Genomic DNA, 21,778 nt, shown 5'->3' on the forward strand with positions numbered 1-21,778 from the left:
CTCTTTACTCTAAAACCCTTTTTAGGAATCCCCAGTGACTAACAACGAAATCTTGCGTCGTATTCAACACGCACTAAACCTTAAAAATGCACAAATCATCAAAGCTATCGAACAAGCTGATGTGACCGTTGCTCATGACCAAGTGATTAACTGGCTAAAAGACGACAACGACAAGTCATGCTCTAAGATGAAAGATAAAGAGTTAGCGGTATTCCTAAATGGTTTCATCAACCTTAAGCGTGGCAAAAAAGAAGGTGAGCAACCTAAACCTGAAGTTGCACTGACGAACAACATGATCTTCATGAAGCTTCGTATCGCATTAAACATGAAAGCAGAAGATGTTTTGGACGTACTAGAAGTGGTTGGCATTAGCTTGAGCAAGTACGAAATCGGCGCTTACTTCCGCAAGCCAGAAAACAAAAACTACAAAGTGTGTGAAGACCAACTACTTTGCGATTTTCTAAACGGCGTGCAATTTACCAACCGTCCAGACTCAGAAGAGTTTGCGGGGTAAGTTGCTACTCCTTGATAAATTTTAAGTTGCTGCACATAGATAAATTACTCGTCATAGGTAAGTAACTGACCCACGGATAATTTTCTAGTAACGACAGATAAATAAAAAGCGGCGAGATAATTGAATTATCTCGCCGCTTTTTCGTTTTCTTTGCGTCACTGACTAAACAAGAGCAAAAATAGTAAACCTATAGCTTAGCTGTCGTCTTCAGTGAAGTTCGTTGGCAATGTCGTTTTCATTTCATTCCAAACTTGTGCACTTGCGATACCGTAGTTACGAATCACTATTGGCAACGTTTCTCGCTCGCCACTCTCACAGATAATGAACAACTCTTTATAAAAGTCCATCGCTAAACGTCGTGCTTCTGGGTTAGAGAAGTAGTAGCTACCGATACGGTCATACAATTTACGCACACCGTTAAAGATCAGGCCATAAATCTGGTTGCCAGAGTGGAATGCCAAACGTTGGAAAAGCATGTAATCATAGAAGTTGAAAGTCTTCGCGATTAAGATCGTCTGACGTTTCGCTTCATCTTTTTCTGAATCTTCTTTTACCGCTTGTTTGATCTTGTCAGCGTATGGCGACGATTCTAGGAACTCATCCCAAGTTGGTGCCGCAAGTAGCGCTTCACAAGATTCAATCACGTTACTGATAGTACGCTCTGAAGCTTCTTTGTTTGCTTTGAATGCATAACGCATAAAGATCGGGCTGATATTAGTACGAGCAGCAAGCAGGTCTTCTACCATTTTGCTTGCGTTATCAACGTCCAACGTCATTAGCGTATCAAGGATATGAAGACCTGAGGTTTCCATAAACTGATTAACTTTAGTGGGTTTGCCGTGTTGGATTGTCAACCAACCATCACGAGCAAGACGTTGTAGTACTTCACGAAGCGTAGTACGTGTAACACCAATCAGCTCAGAAAGCTCACGCTCTGCGGGCAAGATAGAACCTGGAGGGAAACGGCCATTCCAAATACTTTCAATGATATACTTCTCTGCAAATCCTGCCGGGCTCTTCGCCTTAATGACCATCTACACTTCAATCCAATTTAATTATTCTGTTCTAATTTACTCATCATACCACTAGTTCACACCTAGCGGAAACACCCTCAAAAATTTTACTCACCCTAAATACCATTAGAGTTATAACTCTAAAGTTCAGCACGCGTTTGCACCTCAGGTTTGTAAAGCAAGCGACTCTAAACCACCATTTCAACAAACCGTTAACACAACAAATTTTCTTTAAAATCAATGAGATTGGTCATACTTTTAAAGCTATTAATTTGCAATATTAAGTTGTAATAATCATATATAAGTCGTCGTTATTCTGTAATTTTCAATCATTTCGCTGAAATATTGATTCTAGTCGGTTTTTATCACATTTTAAGTGGTATGCTTGCGCTACTTTGATCGCGTTTCTCAACAAAAAAGAGGTATTTTTAGTGCTACAGGGCTTTTCCTGTTGACTAAATGTTATCTAAGAGTAGAGTTGCGCTCAAAAATAAGCAGTGCTTGAGTTTCTAAGGGAGTGACTTGGCAAGACCACAGAACATTACATGGAATGTAGTTTTTCTAAGTCACTGTTAGTTATAGTTTTTAACAATTTCTATAGCTCGATTCTCAAAATGTTGTATTGCTTGTCTATTCATAATCAACATAAAAGAGTATTAACATGCCGATGTCTCTCGGAAACGCTTTTATCAAGAACTTCCTTGGTAAAGCTCCTGATTGGTATAAACTTGCCATCATTTCCTTTTTAATCATCAACCCGTTTGTTTTCTTCCTAGTTGACCCATTTGTTGCGGGCTGGCTATTGGTGGTTGAGTTTATTTTCACTCTAGCTATGGCTCTCAAATGCTACCCACTTCAACCGGGTGGCCTATTAGCTATTCAAGCAGTCGCCATTGGCATGACCAAACCAGAAATGGTTTATCATGAACTGCAAGCAAACCTTCCTGTATTACTCTTGCTCGTATTCATGGTTGCTGGCATTTACTTCATGAAAGAACTGCTTTTGTTCATTTTCACGAAGATCTTACTTGGCATCCAATCTAAAATTCTACTCTCTGTTGCCTTCTGTGTTGCTGCCGCTTTCTTATCAGCATTCCTAGATGCACTAACAGTAATCGCCGTAGTTATTAGCGTTGCGGTCGGCTTCTACTCTATCTACCACAAGGTTGCATCAGGCAAGGGCACAACGTCTTCGCACGATCATACTCATGATGAAGAGATCTCAGAGCTAACTCGTGATGACCTAGAAAACTACCGTGCTTTCCTACGTTCACTGCTTATGCACGCTGGTGTGGGTACAGCACTGGGTGGTGTAATGACCATGGTAGGTGAACCACAAAACTTGGTAATTGCTAAGCAAGCGGGTTGGGAGTTCGGTGAATTTATCATCCGTATGCTGCCAGTAACACTGCCTGTTTTCTTCTGCGGCATTCTAACTTGTGCACTTGTAGAGAAATTCAAAGTGTTTGGTTACGGCGCAGAGCTACCAACGAATGTTCGCCAAATCTTGGTTGAATTTGACAACAAAGAACGTGCAAACCGTACAAAGCAAGACGTAGCAAAGCTATGGGTTCAAAGTGCAATCGCAGTTTGGCTGATTGTTGGCCTCGCACTTCACGTTGCTGAAGTAGGTTTAATTGGTCTTTCTGTAATCATCTTAGCAACTGCGTTTACAGGTGTTATTGAAGAGCACTCTATGGGTAAAGCCTTTGAAGAAGCTCTGCCATTTACTGCACTTCTTGCCGTTTTCTTCGCGGTTGTTGCTGTAATCATCGACCAAGCTCTGTTTAAGCCAGTAATCGATGCAGTACTTCACGTTGAAGATAAAGGTGCACAACTCGCTCTCTTCTATGTTGCCAACGGTATTCTATCGATGGTTTCAGATAACGTATTCGTCGGTACGGTTTACATCAACGAAGTGAAAACTGCATTAGTAGAAGGCATCATCACTCGTGACCAGTTCGACCTACTTGCTGTTGCTATCAACACAGGTACTAACCTACCTTCTGTTGCAACGCCAAACGGCCAGGCTGCATTCCTATTCTTATTAACATCAGCACTTGCTCCGTTAATTCGATTGTCTTACGGCCGCATGGTTATCATGGCGTTGCCATACACCATCGTATTGGCACTTGTTGGCCTAGCAGGCATTGTGTTCTTCGTAGAGCCAATGACAGCCTGGTTCTATGATGCAGGTTGGATCATTCAACGCACTGGTGAAGCTGTTGCTCCAGTTATCTCTGGTGGTCATTAATCTGACTTTGTGTTGCAAACCATAAAATGTGTATCGAGGGCGTGTTGACCTTTCGAGCTGATTTTTGCAGCGAGTTGCTGGGTATTTATACAAGGCAGAGGCTTTGATGTGTAGCTAGCCTACATGAGAAGCCGATAACGTAGTAGAAATGACCAGCAAACGCTGCCCGAAGGGTTCGGCTAAAAGCGTTTTACTCTTTGTTGAGGGGGATTTGCTTAGAATGACTAGGCTACTTCCCCCTCGCCGCGATTAAAACGCTTTTATCTCGAACAAAATTTAATCGCGGAAGGTCAACACGCCCTAGCTAATCAAAAATATTAGTTGATTAGGAAACTTATCCAAGATAAAAAGCTCTGAGTAATCAGGGCTTTTTCATTTTATAGACGGGATTAAATTCGTGAACTTTTTTGCAATGCTTAAAGACTTCTCTAAGGGACGTTTATCTTGGCTTTTACTGCTGGCTTTTATTGTCTTTTTTGAGGCATGCGCTCTCTTCTTTCAACACGTGATGATGCTTGGCCCTTGCGTAATGTGTATCTATGAGCGCGTTGCTATGCTTGCTATCGGTGTTGCTGCAATCATTGGTGCTATTGCCCCTCATAACCCAATATCACGTTGGTTAGGCCTTGCTGGCTGGGGATTTGGCGCATACAAAGGTTTGACGCTGGCTTTAGAACACGTTGACTACCAGTTTAATCCGTCTCCTTTTGCTACTTGTGACCTATTCGTGACCTTCCCAAGCTGGGCGCCTTTAAACCAATGGGCTCCGTGGATGTTTGAGGCTTACGGTGACTGCAGCAAGGTCGTGTGGCAGTTCTTAGAACTTTCGATGCCACAGTGGCTGGTGATTATCTTCGCGGGCAACTTAGTTGCTTTCGGTTTTGTAGTGATTTCTCAATTTGTAAAATCAAAGAATGACTAACAATTAGCTCATCATGTCCAGAAACGAAAAAGTCGACCCAAAGGTCGACTTTTTTATTACTTAAACTTTTTATCACTTAAGAAAGTCTGTTACTCACTCAAGCTAAGTTGCTCAACAAGCCGTGATTAGCTGTTTTTACCGCAGCATTGTTTAAACTTCTTGCCGCTTTCACAAGGGCAAAGATCGTTTCGACCAATATCTTTAAACGGATTCACGCTCTGCGATTTATTACCCAACATAGCTTCATCCGCTGCCATTGCCACTTCTGATATCATCAGATCGACTTGACCCACTAAATCGGCAAGCGATGGTGGGTTAGTAAGCCCTGCAGCGATCATTTGCTGTTGAGTTTGCTCTTCATCAATCGCCAGCATCAAGGTTGTTAGAAGCGCTTGCAACATGCGTAGAGTGCCATCCGCGACTTTCACGCTCTGCCACTGCTCTTCCACTGTTGGCCAAACCATCATGAAGCCTTCAGAAAAATCAGCGAACTGTTCGTTAAAGTCACCTTCAGCCAGTACGTCTGTTAATAGGTATTCATTACGCTGAATCAGGTTGTGTTGGCGGTTAATCTGTTCTGTCACCGTTGTTACCAGCTCTTTACCCGCTTCAGGCGCAACGATAGCCAGCCACTCTTCTGGATCGAGTGGTTTGGTCGCTAAGTTAGAGGCAAGGATTGCACCTTCCATAAACTGCGGAGTAATGTCAGTGATTGATTCTGGTAGGCTTAATAATTGATATGTCATGAAAGCTCTGGATGTTGGGCATTTTCGATATTATAACGCTATCCTCCCAAAGATGTCGCCAAGCACTTTTCTCTATTTCCTCACCAATTACCTTACGCAAACCATTGCTATTCAAATATTATCGAAATTTAACTTATTTCGCTTTGATAATCAGAATATTAGGTGTAAAAACGCTCATTGAAACATTCTGTTACATATAGGCGTATTCATCATGAAATCAAAATCCCAAGGTTTTACATTACTCGAGCTTATTGTGGTGGTCGTTATTCTGGGTGTATTAGCGGTAACCGCTGCGCCTCGTTTTCTGGGTGTTCAACGAGATGCTCATGAAGCCTTAGCACAAGGAGCGTTTGCAGCATTCCAAAACAGCATCGACATGTATCACTCGCAATGGCTTGTCGATGGTGAGCCTGCTTTTGATCAGGTGGTAGATTATGGTGAAGGCGATGTCTACCCGTCAGAAACCGGCTTCCCGATTTCTGTTCGAGAACAACCACCCACAGGAGCTCCGCAAGTTGAAGGTGAGCAATGTGTGGCACTTTGGAACTCTTTGATTGATTCTGATTTGGTCGCTCGTTCTCAATACGATACTGGCTTTATTTTGCCTTCCGACGAAGCCATTGTTAGTTGGTACACTGGAACACCTGAGTGCTATTACTACTACACTCCAAGCTTTACCAGTTCTGAACGTTTACCCATTCTCTATTATTCACCAATTACCGGAGAAGTAAGAGTAGCTCGAGAAATGGCGAACACTGCTCCTTAGTGACAATCTAGCTAACACGCCGTACAATCACGCCTCGAATTTTTCGGTTCACTCAGTTTCGGTAAAGCAGCATGCGCGTAATACTTGGCCCTATGGAGGGCGTTCTAGACCACCTAATGCGTGAAATTCTCACAGAGATTAATGATTACGATCTCTGTGTGACAGAGTTTGTGCGCGTCGTGGATCAACTTCTTCCCCCGCATGTGTTCCACCGTATTTGCCCTGAGCTACATCAAGGCTCTCAGACCATGGCTGGTGTGCCAATCCATCTCCAGCTTTTAGGTCAACACCCAAATTGGATGGCCGAGAATGCTTTTCAAGCTGCTAGCTTAGGCGCTAAAGGCATTGACCTTAATTTTGGTTGCCCAGCAAAGGCGGTCAACAAAAGTAATGGTGGTGCGTCACTGCTAAAAGAACCAGAGCTCATCTATCAAGTGGTGAATGCCTGTCGAGAAGCAGTACCTGCACACATTCCTGTATCCGCAAAGATTCGATTAGGTTGGGAGCATCCGGAAGAGTGCTTTGAAATCGTCGATGCCATCGAACAAGCCAAAGCTGACGAACTCACCGTGCATGCAAGAACCAAAGTTGGCGGCTATAAAGCCAGCGAAATCAAATGGGATTTCATCAATCAAATAAGAGAAAAAACATCTCTCCCGTTGATTGCTAATGGGGAGATCTGGAACTATCAAGATGGTCAAGATTGCATAGAAGCAACAGGCGTCAATTCATTAATGGTTTGCCGTGGTGCTTTCAATATTCCAAACCTTGGTAACGTCGTTAAGCACAACCACCAGAAAATGCCGTGGGATAAAGTCATTGAACTTTTGCTACGCTATTCAGAGTTTCAAATTAAAGGGGACAAAGGCATGTACTACCCCAATAGAGTGAAGCAGTGGTTTGTTTATCTAAGTAAAGGCTACCCTGAAGCAAACGAACTGTTTAAAGAAATTCGTACTTTCAAGAAGGCGCCGCCGATTGTAGAACGCCTTCAGCGCTATCAAGAAGAACGCCGCCAACCTGTTTAAGATTATGTTTAGGGTTAACCCCTAACGATACAAACGTGTTTACCGGTGCAAATAAGCTTTGCTTGGTAGACACGTTGGCTCTTTCATTTTCATTTTCATACAAAGCATCGATTCAACAACGTAGCTAAAATTCAAGACGGTCTTTACCTGTCGTCTTAGCCACGTACAGCTTTTCATCGGCGTACTTAAATATCTCATCGAAGTTAAGTTTACTTTGCTCAGTTTCAACAATGCAGACACCGCCAGATACCGTAAACCCATTTGGAATAATATCAGCTGAAGTGGAACAAATCGCATTCTTCACTCGTTCTAATGTTCTCATCAGAGTTTCACGATCTTCGCCTTTCATGTAAACGACAAATTCTTCACCGCCAAACCGTGCTGCAACGTCACTGCTTCGAATACTGTTGCTGATCTGACGCGACATATAACGAATCACATCATCCCCCTTATCGTGGCCGTAGGTGTCGTTAATTGACTTGAAATCATCGATATCGAAGACGGTTAAGGCAAACAGTTGATCGTGCTCTACGCTGCGCCAGAACGCTTCTAAGCCACGACGATTCAATAACCCTGTCATAGGGTCTTTGGCTGCGAGATCTTTGAAGTAGCCACGTTCAATATTGGAATTGACGTAGAAGAAGATGGTTACAGAGAACAGATACACAATGATGGCAACGATAAGGCTGTCTTTCTCGTAGACGAAAAAGTGCTCGACCTCTTTCGCGACGTCTAATTCGTAATACATCGCATGGTGAGACGCGACACCATCCAGTTTGATCTCATGATAAAAAGCCGCAGAGTCTACCGGGGTCGCTAAAGTGGTATCAATGATATCAATCCGACCGGCAAGATGTTCATTCGAGTTTGCAAGCAGCTTGTCAGCGTCAATATCAACCGAAAGCATCCCTTGATGCACACCTTGGTGGAACACTGGGATCGTCATACTGATCATTCGGTCTAGAGACTCAAATCGATAAGCAGGGCCTGTTAGTGTTAATTGTTCTGGATTGTTGGCTGTTTTTTGCCAATAGGGACGACTTTTTATGGTCGAAAGCAATTCCTTGCTCAGTTTCTTAGCAAAGCCTTCAGGCGACGAGATCACATAACCACGCGTATCAATAAAGTGCACACCGTTATGGAACTCATCAAGTTGGGATAAGAATGAAAGAATTGGCGCAAGAGCAATCTTCTTAGACGCACTTTTGTAGCTGTCACTGCTTTCAGAACAAAGGGACTCTTCACCGACCAACATATAGTCAATATCGACAGAAGGGATATCTGAGGTTTTACCATCAGCGAGGAGTAACACGTCGATCGGCCAAATTTGGCAAAGGCCATCCACAACTTGTTTGTTGTGATCAAGAAAGAGAGGGTTTCCTGATTTGTAATAGTTGGAAAAGCTGTAGTCTAGGGCTGTCACCACCTTTGTGGTTCGTTTGAATACCTCTTCAATACGTTGGAATTCGCTGCCAATGTCTTTTTTCACCAAATCAAAATGATTCTTTCCTATTAGGCCAAGTAACATTGCGGCGATCACAGCGGGAAACCCGAAGACAAAGGTTAGGCTAAAGTGCCTATTTACTTTCATATAATGTGCTCTTAGCGTTCAGCTATTTTCATTTACCCCATTAATATTATTACATTAATTGCCATTTTCCTCGAGGTAAAAGAGTGTAAATTGATATGAATCGAGCCTAAGTATTGAACAGACAATTCCTTTTATAAAACTAACCCTGCATGAAGCAGGGTTAGATGAGATTGTTTAAGTCATTTTAAAATTCAACAATTTACCACATCAAAAATCTTCGCTTGCATCGCTGGAACAAGAATATCAATGGCTCCATTAGTAATCGGCACGCTCTTGTCCTTGCCTTGCAAATTAACCAGCTCTCCTTGCTCATGTCCAAGCATCCACACAGGCAAAGACAACGCCTTCTCATTTTGGGATAGGTTGAGCGCAACCAGTGTTTTTTCACCGTTGAGACAGCGGGCAAACACTAATGTCTCAGCGTCACAATACAACTCGAGGTACGCACCACTTTGTAAGCTGCGACGTTCTGTTCTTAGTTTTATCAACGCTTGGTGGAATGGGAACCAAGACGAAGACTCTTCCTCTCCCCATTGGAAACATCTGCGGTTATCTGGGTCTTGCCCCCCTTCTAAACCGACTTCTGTTCCGTAGTATAAGCACGGAGTTCCAACATAGGTAAACAGCAACGTCAAAGCCAGTTTTTGCTTAGCTTGGTCGCCCCCTAGCAGCGTCAGTAGGCGAGCCGTATCATGGCTGTCCAATTGATTCAGCTGCGATAATTGGTTCAACCAAGGAACCTTCGCTCTCGCTTCGGCTAACCAATCACAGAAAGCGAACATATCAATGTCAATCGGCTCGTAAGCGATGTCTTGTTTCGCCAATAGCGCACGAACTGGGTGAGCGAAACCATAATAGTTCATAGACCCATCTTCTTGTGCGCCCTGTAGCCATGATGTGGCCTCAAAGAAATGCTCTCCCAAGATGTAGGCCTCAGGGTTCTCTGCTTTCGCTGAATTCCGAAATGCCTCTACATAATGCGCATTGTTATAAGCGCCCTCACCCTCGCCTAACATGTGAATCACATCGAAGCGCCAACCATCGACATTATAAGGCGCTTTCAACCAATGCTTTATTACAGAGTCTTGCGACTGATATATGTAATCTCGTACGGAAGCGTTAGAAAAGTTTAAGACTGGAAGCGAACTGATCCCTTTCCAACCGACATATTGCTGAGGGTTGTCAGGGTCGAAAAAATAGTAGTCATGAAATGCCGAGCCTGGGTGGTCATAGGCACCCGAGTCTGTGACTTTCAACTTGTCGAACCAAGGATGCTCCACAGAGGTGTGATTAAACACAGCATCCAGAACGACTCTCATATCACGCTTATGGATGTCCTCTGAAAGCGCTGCGAACTCTTCATTCGTGCCAAAGTGTGGGTCGACTTTGTAGTAATCGGTCGTGTCGTATTTGTGATTACTCGGTGATTGGAAGATCGGGTTTAGGTACAAAGCGGTAATACCTAGCTCTTGTAAGTAGTCTAGCTTGTTATGAATGCCCGCTAAGTCGCCACCAAAAAACTCAGCAGCCCCTGTTCCATTGTGCCCTTCAACAGAATCGCCCCACTCTTTAACAACGACATCTAAGGTGTTTTCTTTTAGGCGATATTCCCCGGCTTTAACACTGATACTCGGGTTACCATTGCAAAAACGTTCTGGGAAGATTTGGTAGAAAACCTGCTCCGAGACCCATGATGGTGGGCGGTAATGGGCATTAAACTTAAAATGAAATTCACGGCTTGGAACGCGACTATGTACGCCCCTAGCATCAAGCCAGTGCTGTTCTTTCGAGTCGACTAACTTGAACACATAGTGAGTAATATCTCTGTCTGCATTGACAGGAAAAGATACTTGCCACACGGTCAATCGACCTTCAGTACCGACTTTGCTCATATCAAGCAGATACTCTTCGTTATCTGGCTCATGCCTCAACTGAACCTTATTCCAGTCATTACGTTCAGACAATAATGTTACGGTTAATACGCCGTCTTTTTCAGAGAAGTAGTCAGAAGTTTGAGCATGAAAGATAAATGGTTTCATAGCGGTTCTCGAGCAATGTTCAATTTGCTTAAGATATGAAAAATTTCATTGACCACAATGAGAAAAATAATATCCGTTAAAGTAGATCACGTTTTGTAGATCCATTTTGTTTACAGTAAGTCGATTTCTCTCAAAATGATCAATTGAGTCACCCATTTGAGAAAGGGATATCAAATTTGGAATTGCGCCATCAGCGGCTAATGACCGCACGATCAATCACAGATTGAGGCACTGTCACGCCAAGCTCACGTGCAGCATCTAGGTTGACCACCAACTGAGAACTCTGCGCAGTTTTGACACTCAGCTTCCCCGGCTTCTGTCCGTCCAGAATGGCTGCGACATAATCCGCGGTCTGAACCCCAACATCATAATAATCTAAACCTAAACCGGCAATCGCTCCCTTCCCTACATAAGACGTTGCTCCTGCAACCACAGGTGTACCAGCTTGGTTTGCAGCGTCTATCAACCCCTCCATGCCGCTTGCAACCGTGTTATCGGTCAAGGCATAGATAACATCAGACTTCTTAGCAATGGATTCTGCTTTTGCTTCGACATCGTCAACAGTCAGCGCTTTTTCGGTGTGAAGTGTATAACCGAAATCTCGAGTTGCCTTTCTCAATAACCCAACTAACGCAACGGCATTCGCTTCCGCAGGGTTATAAACCACACCGATTGAACTTGCCTTAGGAAGAAGCTCTTTGATCAAAGAGACATGTTGAACGATTGGAGAGAGATCAGAAAGCCCCGTGACATTTCGGCCCGGCTTTTCTAGCTGTTTGACCAGCCTTGCACCAATGGGATCGGTTACCGCTGTAAACACAATCGGTATCGAACGGGTTGCCGAAACCAAAGCTTGTGAAGTCGGTGTCGCGATACCAACAAGTACATGAGGATTTTCACTGACGAGCTCTCTGGCAATCTTGGCTGCCTGAGCCGGGTTACCATTCGCCATTTCATAGGAGAATTCTAAGTTCTTACCGGGTTCATAACCCTTAGCTCTCAATCCTTCAAGAAGCCCTAGACGTGTCGCATTCAGATCTGGATGGTCAACAACTTGTGAAACCGACACTTTGGCAACGTTTGCCATTGCATTGCCAGTCCATAGCAACATCAAGCAACTTAAAACCGCTGCCAATACCTTTCTTACAGAACTCATTATCGCTCCCTGAATCAAGCTCTACCCGTCATTACTCGCTCAAAGAGAACAACATCAAAATCACTATTGACATTATTACCAGTAACCATTGATAACTTGAAGTGATATTTAACAAAAATACAACAAGGCTCGAGTTATGTGAGAAAGGTTATATTGACTTCGGAGGAAGGTAAGAAACCAAGTGAATAAGGACAGGTAAGCTAAACGGAAAGTAAGCGAGGTAACAAAGAGAGGAGCAAATCTGAGAACAAGCTATAGATGATGAATAGTTGTTCTCAGACAAGAGGGAGAGCTGGGATTCTTTAGAACCAACGCTCCATTGAGGATTTATCTAACTGACGAAAGGCACGATTTAAAATGATTGCCAATTCTTTATAGCGAGGGCGCGGCTTCATAGGCTCTAACGCAAAACCCGTTTCAGTGATCTTTTCATGCAGTTCGCGGTACCACGATACTAGCGCCGGCGGAAGTTGTGTATTTGAGCGATTGCCCAACCACCACATACCTTGAAGCGGCAAGCTGATCGCAAACAAAGCCATAACCACAGCCTGTGGCATCGCTTGGTAATTATTAAAGACCATTTGTGTAAGAACACTGATAGCGGCAATCGCAGGCATCACTTTCACGCCAAAACGGGTCGCTTTAATAATGCGCTGTTCTGGGAAGATCGCGTTTAACTCTTTTCGGACGGGCCAGAGATCCATGTACTTTTGGCCATCTTTTAAACTACTAGCTAAACCAACTCTATTGCTCATATGAGTCTCCCATTAAAAAAAAGTTGAAATCATCAACTAAAAACACAAAAATTTGACGAAAAATAATATTCTTTCAAATTTTTTTGTTATATTTGCACAATATCGCTATTATTTGCAGACCTCAATCTCATTGTTGCCCTTATTTACAATTTAAGCAACTTTGAGAAGACTTCTGCAAGGAATGCACAAGCCTCTTTTTGATAAAGAGCGCTTTCACTTTATACGGAAATTAACGTTTTTTTGACCAAGGTTAGTACGCAAGCCTATGTGCTTCGACTATTCTTGAGATTAATTTTCATCCTTAACTGATTTCGATCAGAAAAATAAACAGGTAGTCATTAATGTCTAAGCTAGTTTTAGTTTTAAACTGTGGTAGTTCTTCTCTTAAATTCGCTGTTGTTGATGCAGAAACAGGTGCAGAGCACCTAACTGGTCTTGCTGAGTGTCTAGGTCTTCCAGAAGCTCGTATGAAGTGGAAACTTGATGGCAAGCATGAAGCACAACTAGGCGCGGGCGCAGCTCACGTAGAAGCACTATCTTTCATGGTAGAAACTATTCTTGCTTCTAAGCCTGAGCTTAAAGCTAACCTTGGCGCTATCGGTCACCGTATCGTACACGGTGGCGAGCAGTTCACTTCTTCTGCACTTATCACTGATGAAGTTCTTAAGGGTATTCAAGACGCTGCGACTTTCGCACCTCTTCACAACCCAGCTCACCTTATCGGTATCGAAGCGGCTCAACAGAACTTCCCTGGTCTACAAAACGTTGCTGTATTTGACACTGCGTTCCACCAAACAATGCCTTCTGAGTCTTACCTATACGCTCTACCGTACAACCTGTACAAAGAGCACGGCATCCGTCGTTACGGCATGCACGGTACTTCTCACCTATTCATCACTCGTGAAGTTGCAGGCCTACTAAACAAGCCAGTTGAAGAAGTTAACATCATCAACTGTCACCTAGGTAACGGCGCTTCTGTTTGTGCAATCAAGAACGGTCAATCTGTAGATACTTCTATGGGTCTTACTCCTCTTGAAGGTCTTGTAATGGGTACTCGTTGTGGTGACCTAGATCCTGCGATCATCTTCCACCTGCACGACGCTCTTGGTTACTCTGTTGAAGAAATCAACAACATGCTAACTAAAGAGTCTGGTCTTGCTGGTCTAACTGAAGTGACTTCTGACTGTCGTTTCGTTGAAGACAACTACGGTGAGAAAGAAGAAGCAACTCGTGCAATGGACGTGTTCTGTCACCGTCTAGCTAAGTACGTAGCTGGTTACACTGCAACTCTAGAAGGTCGTCTAGACGCAATCACTTTCACTGGCGGCATCGGCGAGAACTCTGGCCCAATCCGTGAAATGGTTCTTAACCGCCTAGGCATCTTCGGCATCGAAGTTGACGGTGAAGCTAACCTGAAAGCTCGTTTCGGCGGCGAAGGTACTATCACTACAGCTAACAGCCGTATCCCTGCAATGGTTATCTCTACTAACGAAGAGCTAGTAATTGCTGAAGACACTGCGAAACTAGCAGGTCTTTAATTGATTTTCCTGACTAGCTTCACTCGAAGCTAGTCAGTTTTTCATATCAAGAAAATGGGGCTCAACTTCTATTCCTACCCCAATTTAAATATCGGTGGGAATAGCAGTTGAGCTTTTTTTATTTCCAATAGTCAAAGGTGTTCGTCAATGTCACGTACTATTATGCTTATCCCTACAAGCGCTGGTGTTGGTCTTACTAGTGTTAGCATGGGTGTTCTTCGCGCTATGGAGCGTAAGGGCGTAAGTGTTTCTTTCTACAAGCCAATCGCTCAACCTCGTAGCGGTGGTAACCAACCAGATCTAACGTCTACTATCATCAGCGCAAACAGCGACATTAAGATTGGTGAGCCAATCGCAATGACTAAAGCTGAAGCTTTGATCGGTAGCGAAAAAATGGACGAGCTTCTTGAGTCTGTTGTTGAGCAATACAACAAGATCAACAAAGACGCAGAAGTAACGCTAATCGAAGGTCTAGTACCTACTCGTAAGCACCCATTTGCTAACCAAGTGAACGCGGAAATCGCAAAAACACTTGGCGCGGAGATCGTATTCGTTGCGACTCCTGGTACTGACAACCCTACGCAGCTTAAAGAGCGTATCGAAGTAGCATGTTCTAACTTCGGCGGTACTAAGAACAAAAACATCAAAGGCGTAATCATCAACAAGCTTAACGCTCCTGTTGATGAAGCTGGCCGTACTCGCCCTGACCTATCTGAAATCTTTGATGATGCAGACAGCGCTCAGCAAGCGAACCTTGAAGTAATGCAAATCTTCAATTCTAGCCCTATCCGTGTTCTTGGCTGTGTGCCATGGAGCATCGACCTAATCGCAACTCGTGCGGTTGATATGGCTAAGCACCTTAACGCTGAAATCGTTAACGAAGGTGAAATCTCAACTCGTCGTATTAAGAGCATCACTTTCTGTGCACGTTCTCTACCGCACATGATTGAGCACTTCAAACCAGGTTCACTGCTAGTAACTTCTGCAGACCGTCCTGACGTTATCGTTGCTGCGGCTCTTGCTGCGAAAAACGGTGTTGAGATTGGCGCAATCCTGCTTACTGGCGGTTACGACATTCCAGAAAGCATTGCTAACCTTTGTGCACCAGCATTCGCTTCAGGTCTACCGATCTTCAAGGCTCAAGGTAACACTTGGCAGACGTCTCTAAACCTACAGAGCTTCAACCTAGAAGTTCCTGCAGACGATAAAGAGCGTATCGAGTTCGTTAACGATCACGTTGCAAGCCACATTGATGGCCCTTGGATTGATTCTCTATCTGAAGGTACTCAAGGCATCCGTCGTCTAAGCCCACCAGCATTCCGTTACCAGCTAACTGAATTTGCTCGTAAAGCGGCTAAGCGCATCGTTCTTCCTGAAGGCGATGAGCCACGTACAGTTAAAGCTGCGGCTATCTGTGCTGAGCGCGGTATCGCAACGTGTGTACTTCTAGGTAACCCTGAAGAAATCCGTCGCGTTGCTGCACAGCAAGGTGTTGAGCTTGGCGCTGGCGTTGAGATCATCGATTCTGCATCAGTTCGCGAAAACTACGTAGCTCGTCTAGTAGAACTTCGTGGCGCTAAAGGTATGACTGAAGTTGTTGCTCGTGAGAAGCTAGAAGATTCAGTATTCCTAGGTACTATGATGCTTGAAGCTGGCGAAGTTGACGGCCTAGTTTCTGGTGCTGTTCACACAACGGCGAACACTATCGTTCCTCCGTTCCAGATCATCAAGACTGCTCCTGATGCTTCTATCGTATCTTCAATCTTCTTCATGCTTCTGCCTGATCAAGTTCTTGTATACGGTGACTGTGCGATCAACCCAGATCCAACAGCTGAACAGCTTGCTGAAATCGCTATCCAATCTGCAGATTCTGCTGCGGCATTCGGTATCGACCCACGTGTTGCTATGATCTCTTACTCTACTGGTGAATCTGGTAAGGGTGCAGACGTAGATAAAGTACGTGAAGCAACGAAACTTGCTCAAGAGAAACGTCCTGATCTAGTGATCGACGGTCCTCTACAGTACGATGCAGCAATCATGGAAAACGTAGCCGCTTCTAAAGCGCCTAACTCTCCAGTTGCAGGTAAAGCGACAGTATTCGTATTCCCAGATCTAAACACGGGTAACACGACTTACAAAGCTGTACAACGTTCAGCAGATCTAGTATCTATCGGTCCAATGCTTCAAGGTATGCGCAAGCCAGTAAATGACTTGTCTCGTGGCGCTCTAGTAGACGACATCGTTTACACAGTAGCTCTAACGGCTATCCAAGCAGACCAAGCTGCACAAGCTGAAGAAAAAGTAATTAACTAATTTTTCTTTTGTAGAAAGAAAAAACCCTAGATGTTTATCTAGGGTTTTTTTATGTCTGGAGTAAAGGAACTACTTGGTAAGACTAGCCTCGTCCATGTGGCGATTCTAAATCTAGCGCTGGTCCTTTGGGTACCACTTGAGTTGGGTTAATGCCCGTATGACTGTAGTAGTAGTGACGCTTGATATGGTAAAAATCGGTCGTCTCTTTGATGCCTTCGATCTGATACAGCTCTTTTAGGTAACCCTGAATATTTGCATAGTCCGCAATTCGCTGCTTGTTACACTTAAAGTGACCTACATACACAGCATCGAATCGAACCAGAGTGGTAAACAACCGCCAATCCGCTTCTGTAATCTCGTTACCCGCCAAATAGCGATGTTCGCTAAGGTGAGCGTCTACTTTGTCTAGGGCTTCAAACAAGGCGTCATAAGCTTCTTCGTAGGCTTCTTGTGTTGTCGCAAAGCCAGTGCGATAAACGCCGTTGTTGATGTTTGGGTAGATATAATCATTCCACTCATCAATCTTCTTGGACAACTCCCACGGGTAGTAATCATCGGTGTTACCCGTTAGCTCATTAAACTCTGAGTTAAACATACGAATGATTTCAGACGACTCGTTACTCACAATGGTGTTGGTTTTCTTATCCCACAACACAGGCACCGTTACTCTGCCCGAGTAATCCGGTTTGGCTTGAGTGTAGATTTGATGCATTCGGGTATGACCGAATAGAGGCTCAGGTAACCCCATTTGCCACCCTTCACTCATCATGTCTGGGCAAACAACCGTCACATCAATATGATCGGTTAGGTCTTTCAGCTCACGGAAGATCAGAGTGCGGTGCGCCCAAGGACAAGCTAACGATACGTATAGATGGTAACGGCCGCTTTCCGGCTCAAACTGCGCGCCCGGTTTATTCTCTACCCAGTGACGAAAGCCCGCATCTTCACGAACGAACTTACCACCGCTTTCTTTGGTGTCGTACCACACGTCGTGCCAAACACCTTCAACTAACTTACCCATATCCAAACCTCTGTCATCCAAGCTTTTCTCTAGTATAAAAAAAGCCAACTTTTTCAAAACTAGAAGAAGTTGGCCTAGTTGTTCGAATTATTTGAAGGAGGCTTGTTCAGACACAAAAAAAGCGCAACTCATAAACAAGTTGCGCTTAAGCCTGTCACAGGCTGAACCGGTTTAAATAGGCTCTAGACTTGTACGTGCAAGCAAGATACTGCGTGTACGTCATCGCCTTGAATGGTTGGCTTAGTTTGCGCACACGCCTCTGTTGCTTGTGGGCAACGAGTACGGAACACACAACCAGATGGCGGGTTGATTGGCGATGGGAGATCACCTTCCAGCATCTGAATGGTTTTGCTGCGCTCTAAGCGTGGATCTGGGATCGGAACTGCAGACATCAACGCTTTGGTGTACGGGTGCTTAGGGTCAGAGAATAATGCATCTGATTCACCCAGCTCTACCGCGTTACCTAGGTACATCACCAATACACGGTCAGAAATATGTTTAACAACCGACAAGTCGTGCGCGATGAATACCAACGAAAGACCTAGCTCTTTTTGTAGTTCTTTCAGAAGGTTAACAACTTGAGCTTGGATAGATACGTCTAGTGCTGATACTGGTTCGTCACAGATGATCATCTTAGGCTTCAAGATAAGTGCGCGTGCGATACCGATACGCTGACACTGACCACCAGAGAACTCGTGCGGGTAACGGTTGATTACGTTTGGTAGTAGACCTACCTTCGCCATCATCTCTTTAACGCGGTCCTTCACTTCTTGTTTAGAAAGTTCAGGGAAGAAAGTCTCTAGAGGCTCAGCAATAATATCGCCTACTGACATACGTGGGTTAAGCGATGCTAGCGGGTCTTGGAAGATCATCTGAATCTCTTTGCGAGTCTCACGACGCTTCACTTCCTGCATCTTAGTTAGGTCTTGACCTAACCACATCACTTGCCCTTCAGTTGCTTCAACCAAGCCGATAATCGCACGGGCAAAAGTTGATTTACCACAACCAGACTCACCTACTACACCGAGTGTTTCGCCTTCGTAAAGGTGAACATCAACACCATCAACCGCTTTAAGATTTGATGGTTTTGCCCAAGGCCAAGCAGACTTAGCTGCAATGCTAAAGTGAACTTTCAGGTCTTTAATATCTAATAGTAATTCTTTACTCATTTTGTCCAAGTCTCCCAATCTGAAAAACAAGCACGCTGACGGTCTTTAGCAAATGGCTGCAAAATCGGTGCTTCTTGCTTACAACGGTCCATTACACGGTGACAACGGTCTTGGTAAGGACAACCAGTTGGTAGGCGAAGTAAGTTAGGTGGGTTACCTGGAATCGTCGGTAGAATTTCACCTTCGGTATCCAAACGAGGAATCGCTTTAAGCAGGCCTTCCGCATAAGGGTGGCTTGGCTCGTAGAAGATTTCATCAACAGTGCCGTATTCCATTGTACGACCCGCGTACATCACAAGTACTTTGTCACATGAGCCAGCAACAACACCCAAGTCATGGGTGATCATGATGATTGCCGTATTGAACTCATCTTTAAGTTCGTTCAGCAATTCCATGATTTGCGCTTGAATGGTTACATCCAGTGCCGTTGTTGGTTCATCAGCGATAAGCAATTTAGGACGACACAGCAGTGCCATTGCGATCATCACACGCTGACGCATACCGCCAGAAAATTCGTGCGGATACATGGTAATACGCTTACGAGCTTCAGGGATTTTCACCGCTTCAAGCATGCGTACTGATTCTTCAAACGCTTCTGCTTTCCCCATGCCTTTATGCAGCATAAGTACTTCCATCAACTGATCACTTACTTTCATGTAAGGGTTCAGTGAGGTCATTGGATCTTGGAAGATCATCGCGATCTGTTCAGCACGAACCTTGTTCAGTGCTTTTTCAGGCAGGTTGAGGATTTCATTGCCTTCAAACTTTGCACTGCCTGAGATGATGCCGTTCTTAGCCAGCAGTCCCATCAGTGCAAATACCGTTTGTGATTTACCTGAACCCGACTCACCAACAATACCCAGCGTTTCGCCTTGGTTAAGTGAGAAGTTCAAGTCGTTTACTGCGGTTACGATACCATCTTGCGTGGTAAATTCGACGCGCAGATCTTTGACATCTAATAAGCTCATTATTGCTTCCTTAATCTTTTATAGCTTTTAATTGCTATTTCGTTATCTGTCTTTTGGATCAAGCGCGTCGCGCAGACCATCACCTACGTAGTTAAAGCAGAACAGCGTAACTACCATGAATGCCGCAGGGAATGTTAATTGCCAGATTGCAACTTCCATTGTTTGCGAACCTTCTTGAAGCAATGCGCCCCAGCTTGTCATAGGCTCTTGAACACCAAGACCAAGGAAAGATAAGAATGATTCTGTAAGGATCATGCTTGGAATAAGCAGCGTAGAGTAAACCGCTACGATACCCAGTACGTTCGGTACGATGTGACGTGTAATGATCTTCCATTTGCTTACACCACATACGTGTGCAGCTTCAATGAACTCTTTACTACGTAGGCTCAACGTTTGACCACGTACAATACGCGCCATATCTAGCCAAGCAATCGCACCAATAGCAACGAAGATTAGGACGATGTTACGACCAAAGAACGTTACCAGTACGATTACTAGGAACATGAATGGTACTGCGTACAAGATCTCTAGGATACGCATCATCACTCGGTCAGTACGACCGCCGATGAAGCCTGAAGCTGCACCGTAAAGCGTACCAATCAGTACCGCTACGAAGGCACCCATCACACCAACCATCAATGAGATGCGGCCACCGACAAGAGTACGAACGTACAAATCACGACCTAAGCTATCTGTACCAAACCAGTGATCCGCATTCGGACCAACGTGCATTGCGTACCAATCAGTATCGTCATAAGTGTACTGAGCCAGCATTGGTAAGAAGATAACTGCCAGTACCATAAGCGTAAGAATGAACAGACTCACCATCGCAGCTTTGTTTCGCATGAAACGAATGCGCGCGTCCTGCCACAAACTACGACCTTCAATCTCTAAGCTCTCAGAGAACTTTTCGATCGCTTCTAAATTTTCTTTTTTATTCAACATAACCATGCGTCCCTGTTAGTAGCGAATTTTCGGGTCAATAAGCGCTAGCAAAATATCAACGATTGCGTTGAACAAGATGAATAGGAAACCAATCAAGATGGTTACACCCATTACTAGCGAGTAGTCACGGTTAAACGCGGCGTTAACAAACAGCTTACCGATACCTGGTAGGCCGAAGATGGTTTCAACAACAACTGAACCTGTGATGATACCTACGAACGCAGGTCCCATGTAAGAAACAACAGGCAGCATTGCCGGCTTAAGTGCATGTTTTAGAATGATATAACGGTAGCTTAGACCTTTTGCACGAGCAGTTCGGATAAAGTTACTGTTTAGCGTTTCAATCATGCTACCGCGAGTAATACGAGCAAAGGTTGCTACGTAAAGAAGAGACATCGCGATAACAGGCAGCACGATGTACATGAATGTACCGCCATGCCAACCACCTGCTGGGAATATGTTCCAGTGCAGGGAGAAAAGGTAAATAAGCGCCGGTGCCAACACGAAGGATGGCATCACCACCCCGAGCATGGCGGTCGACATTATGGTGTAGTCGACCCAGGTATTGTGCTTCAAGGCGGCAATCGTCCCGACGGTGACCCCCATCAATAGTGTGAAGATAAAGGCAACAAAACCTACCTTCGCAGATACTGGAAGTGCAACCGCGATCAGCTCATTTACTGTGTAATCTTGGTATTTAAAAGAGGGACCGAAGTCACCTTGTAAGATATTTGTCAAATACGTAGTGTATTGTTCAAATACTGGTTTATCTAAGCCGTATTTAGCTTCGATGTTAGCCATAACTTCTGGCGGTAATGGACGCTCGCTTGAAAACGGGTTACCCGGTGCGAAACGCATGAGAAAGAAAGATATAGTGATCAACACCAACATGGTTGGAATCGCTTCAAATATCCTTTTCATAATGAATTTAAGCATAAACTCACTCTTTCAGTCTGTGACAATTAAAATTAGAAAGACGCTACATGCGCGCCCTGCGCATGTAGTGTCTGTATCGTTATAGTTATATTAACTTTTTAGAA

18 protein-coding genes are annotated in these 21,778 nt (G+C 44.3%); 7 read left to right on the forward strand and 11 right to left on the reverse strand.

Going from position 1 to position 21,778, the window contains the following annotated elements:
• Nucleotides 1-34 precede the first annotated feature (34 nt).
• On the forward strand, nt 35-514 hold the full coding sequence (locus MSG34_RS07580) for a DUF1456 family protein (protein ID WP_010437231.1): 480 nt from the start codon (nt 35-37) through the stop codon (nt 512-514).
• 194 nt (nt 515-708) lie between these two features.
• Here the strand turns inward: MSG34_RS07580 and fadR are convergent, their stop codons facing one another.
• Nucleotides 709-1,548, reverse strand: a complete 840-nt coding sequence (fadR, locus tag MSG34_RS07585) for a fatty acid metabolism transcriptional regulator FadR (RefSeq protein WP_248336903.1) — start codon at nt 1,546-1,548, stop codon at nt 709-711.
• Between the two features lie 640 nt (nt 1,549-2,188).
• On the opposite strand from fadR, the gene nhaB reads away from it, so the two are divergent.
• On the forward strand, nt 2,189-3,781 hold the full coding sequence (gene nhaB / locus MSG34_RS07590) for a Na(+)/H(+) antiporter NhaB (protein WP_248336905.1): 1,593 nt from the start codon (nt 2,189-2,191) through the stop codon (nt 3,779-3,781).
• A gap of 412 nt (nt 3,782-4,193) precedes the next feature.
• Complete coding sequence (gene dsbB / locus MSG34_RS07595; protein WP_048617897.1) at nt 4,194-4,703, forward strand: disulfide bond formation protein DsbB; 510 nt, start codon at nt 4,194-4,196, stop codon at nt 4,701-4,703.
• Between the two features lie 125 nt (nt 4,704-4,828).
• On the opposite strand, the gene MSG34_RS07600 is transcribed toward dsbB, so the two are convergent.
• A complete protein-coding gene (locus tag MSG34_RS07600) occupies nt 4,829-5,449 on the reverse strand; it encodes a YecA family protein (RefSeq protein ID WP_248336907.1) in 621 nt (206 codons plus the stop codon).
• A 211-nt stretch (nt 5,450-5,660) separates the two neighbouring features.
• Between MSG34_RS07600 and MSG34_RS07605 the strand changes: the two genes are divergently transcribed.
• Both MSG34_RS07605 and dusC read left to right on the forward strand, forming a co-directional pair.
• Complete coding sequence (locus MSG34_RS07605) at nt 5,661-6,215, forward strand: prepilin-type N-terminal cleavage/methylation domain-containing protein (RefSeq protein ID WP_248336909.1); 555 nt, start codon at nt 5,661-5,663, stop codon at nt 6,213-6,215.
• Between the two features lie 71 nt (nt 6,216-6,286).
• Entirely contained in the window at nt 6,287-7,243 is a 957-nt protein-coding gene (gene dusC, locus MSG34_RS07610) for a tRNA dihydrouridine(16) synthase DusC (RefSeq protein ID WP_248336911.1), read from the forward strand.
• Between the two features lie 124 nt (nt 7,244-7,367).
• Here the strand turns inward: dusC and MSG34_RS07615 are convergent, their stop codons facing one another.
• The 4 genes from MSG34_RS07615 to yfbV form a co-directional block, all read right to left on the reverse strand.
• Complete coding sequence (locus tag MSG34_RS07615) at nt 7,368-8,834, reverse strand: sensor domain-containing diguanylate cyclase (protein ID WP_248336913.1); 1,467 nt, start codon at nt 8,832-8,834, stop codon at nt 7,368-7,370.
• A 191-nt stretch (nt 8,835-9,025) separates the two neighbouring features.
• Nucleotides 9,026-10,873 (reverse strand): maltodextrin glucosidase, encoded by a 1,848-nt coding sequence (malZ, locus tag MSG34_RS07620; protein WP_248336915.1) that lies wholly within the window; start codon nt 10,871-10,873, stop codon nt 9,026-9,028.
• A gap of 190 nt (nt 10,874-11,063) precedes the next feature.
• On the reverse strand, nt 11,064-12,029 hold the full coding sequence (locus MSG34_RS07625) for an ABC transporter substrate-binding protein (RefSeq protein ID WP_248336917.1): 966 nt from the start codon (nt 12,027-12,029) through the stop codon (nt 11,064-11,066).
• Between the two features lie 302 nt (nt 12,030-12,331).
• A complete protein-coding gene (gene yfbV / locus MSG34_RS07630) occupies nt 12,332-12,784 on the reverse strand; it encodes a terminus macrodomain insulation protein YfbV (protein WP_017062168.1) in 453 nt (150 codons plus the stop codon).
• Nucleotides 12,785-13,125: 341 nt separating this feature from the next.
• Between yfbV and MSG34_RS07635 the strand changes: the two genes are divergently transcribed.
• Together MSG34_RS07635 and pta are read left to right on the forward strand one after the other, a co-directional pair.
• On the forward strand, nt 13,126-14,322 hold the full coding sequence (locus MSG34_RS07635) for an acetate kinase (protein ID WP_017107306.1): 1,197 nt from the start codon (nt 13,126-13,128) through the stop codon (nt 14,320-14,322).
• A gap of 147 nt (nt 14,323-14,469) precedes the next feature.
• The gene (pta, locus tag MSG34_RS07640) at nt 14,470-16,635 is read left to right on the forward strand and encodes a phosphate acetyltransferase (protein ID WP_017069189.1); all 2,166 of its coding nucleotides are present in this window, start codon (nt 14,470-14,472) and stop codon (nt 16,633-16,635) included.
• Between the two features lie 82 nt (nt 16,636-16,717).
• Here the strand turns inward: pta and MSG34_RS07645 are convergent, their stop codons facing one another.
• The 5 genes from MSG34_RS07645 to oppB all read right to left on the reverse strand — a co-directional run bounded on the left by MSG34_RS07645 (nt 16,718) and on the right by oppB (nt 21,674).
• Nucleotides 16,718-17,656, reverse strand: a complete 939-nt coding sequence (locus MSG34_RS07645; protein WP_248336919.1) for a glutathione S-transferase family protein — start codon at nt 17,654-17,656, stop codon at nt 16,718-16,720.
• 182 nt (nt 17,657-17,838) lie between these two features.
• Nucleotides 17,839-18,825: a murein tripeptide/oligopeptide ABC transporter ATP binding protein OppF gene (gene oppF, locus MSG34_RS07650; protein WP_017062172.1), complete on the reverse strand. Its 987-nt coding sequence runs from the start codon at nt 18,823-18,825 to the stop codon at nt 17,839-17,841.
• Nucleotides 18,822-19,793, reverse strand: coding sequence for an ABC transporter ATP-binding protein (locus MSG34_RS07655; RefSeq protein ID WP_012603544.1), 972 nt, complete (start codon nt 19,791-19,793; stop codon nt 18,822-18,824). The genes oppF and MSG34_RS07655 overlap by 4 nt, the downstream gene beginning before the upstream one ends.
• Nucleotides 19,794-19,835: 42 nt before the next feature.
• A complete protein-coding gene (oppC, locus tag MSG34_RS07660; RefSeq protein WP_050633746.1) occupies nt 19,836-20,738 on the reverse strand; it encodes an oligopeptide ABC transporter permease OppC in 903 nt (300 codons plus the stop codon).
• A gap of 15 nt (nt 20,739-20,753) precedes the next feature.
• Complete coding sequence (gene oppB, locus MSG34_RS07665) at nt 20,754-21,674, reverse strand: oligopeptide ABC transporter permease OppB (RefSeq protein WP_017062174.1); 921 nt, start codon at nt 21,672-21,674, stop codon at nt 20,754-20,756.
• Nucleotides 21,675-21,778: the final 104 nt, after the last annotated feature.

The organism is Vibrio sp. 1CM2L, assembly GCF_023161695.1.
Taxonomy (GTDB): Bacteria; Pseudomonadota; Gammaproteobacteria; order Enterobacterales; family Vibrionaceae; genus Vibrio; species Vibrio coralliirubri.

Coding starts and splice junctions, on each gene's coding strand:
- fadR (WP_248336903.1), bottom strand. CDS start 1,548: ATGGTCATTAAGGCGAAGAGCCCGGCAGGATTTGCAGAGAAGTATATC.
- nhaB (WP_248336905.1), top strand. CDS start 2,189: ATGCCGATGTCTCTCGGAAACGCTTTTATCAAGAACTTCCTTGGTAAA.
- dsbB (WP_048617897.1), top strand. CDS start 4,194: ATGCTTAAAGACTTCTCTAAGGGACGTTTATCTTGGCTTTTACTGCTG.
- MSG34_RS07600 (WP_248336907.1), bottom strand. CDS start 5,449: ATGACATATCAATTATTAAGCCTACCAGAATCAATCACTGACATTACT.
- MSG34_RS07605 (WP_248336909.1), top strand. CDS start 5,661: ATGAAATCAAAATCCCAAGGTTTTACATTACTCGAGCTTATTGTGGTG.
- dusC (WP_248336911.1), top strand. CDS start 6,287: ATGCGCGTAATACTTGGCCCTATGGAGGGCGTTCTAGACCACCTAATG.
- MSG34_RS07615 (WP_248336913.1), bottom strand. CDS start 8,834: ATGAAAGTAAATAGGCACTTTAGCCTAACCTTTGTCTTCGGGTTTCCC.
- malZ (WP_248336915.1), bottom strand. CDS start 10,873: ATGAAACCATTTATCTTTCATGCTCAAACTTCTGACTACTTCTCTGAA.
- MSG34_RS07625 (WP_248336917.1), bottom strand. CDS start 12,029: ATGAGTTCTGTAAGAAAGGTATTGGCAGCGGTTTTAAGTTGCTTGATG.
- yfbV (WP_017062168.1), bottom strand. CDS start 12,784: ATGAGCAATAGAGTTGGTTTAGCTAGTAGTTTAAAAGATGGCCAAAAG.
- MSG34_RS07635 (WP_017107306.1), top strand. CDS start 13,126: ATGTCTAAGCTAGTTTTAGTTTTAAACTGTGGTAGTTCTTCTCTTAAA.
- pta (WP_017069189.1), top strand. CDS start 14,470: ATGTCACGTACTATTATGCTTATCCCTACAAGCGCTGGTGTTGGTCTT.
- MSG34_RS07645 (WP_248336919.1), bottom strand. CDS start 17,656: ATGGGTAAGTTAGTTGAAGGTGTTTGGCACGACGTGTGGTACGACACC.
- oppF (WP_017062172.1), bottom strand. CDS start 18,825: ATGAGTAAAGAATTACTATTAGATATTAAAGACCTGAAAGTTCACTTT.
- MSG34_RS07655 (WP_012603544.1), bottom strand. CDS start 19,793: ATGAGCTTATTAGATGTCAAAGATCTGCGCGTCGAATTTACCACGCAA.
- oppC (WP_050633746.1), bottom strand. CDS start 20,738: ATGTTGAATAAAAAAGAAAATTTAGAAGCGATCGAAAAGTTCTCTGAG.
- oppB (WP_017062174.1), bottom strand. CDS start 21,674: ATGCTTAAATTCATTATGAAAAGGATATTTGAAGCGATTCCAACCATG.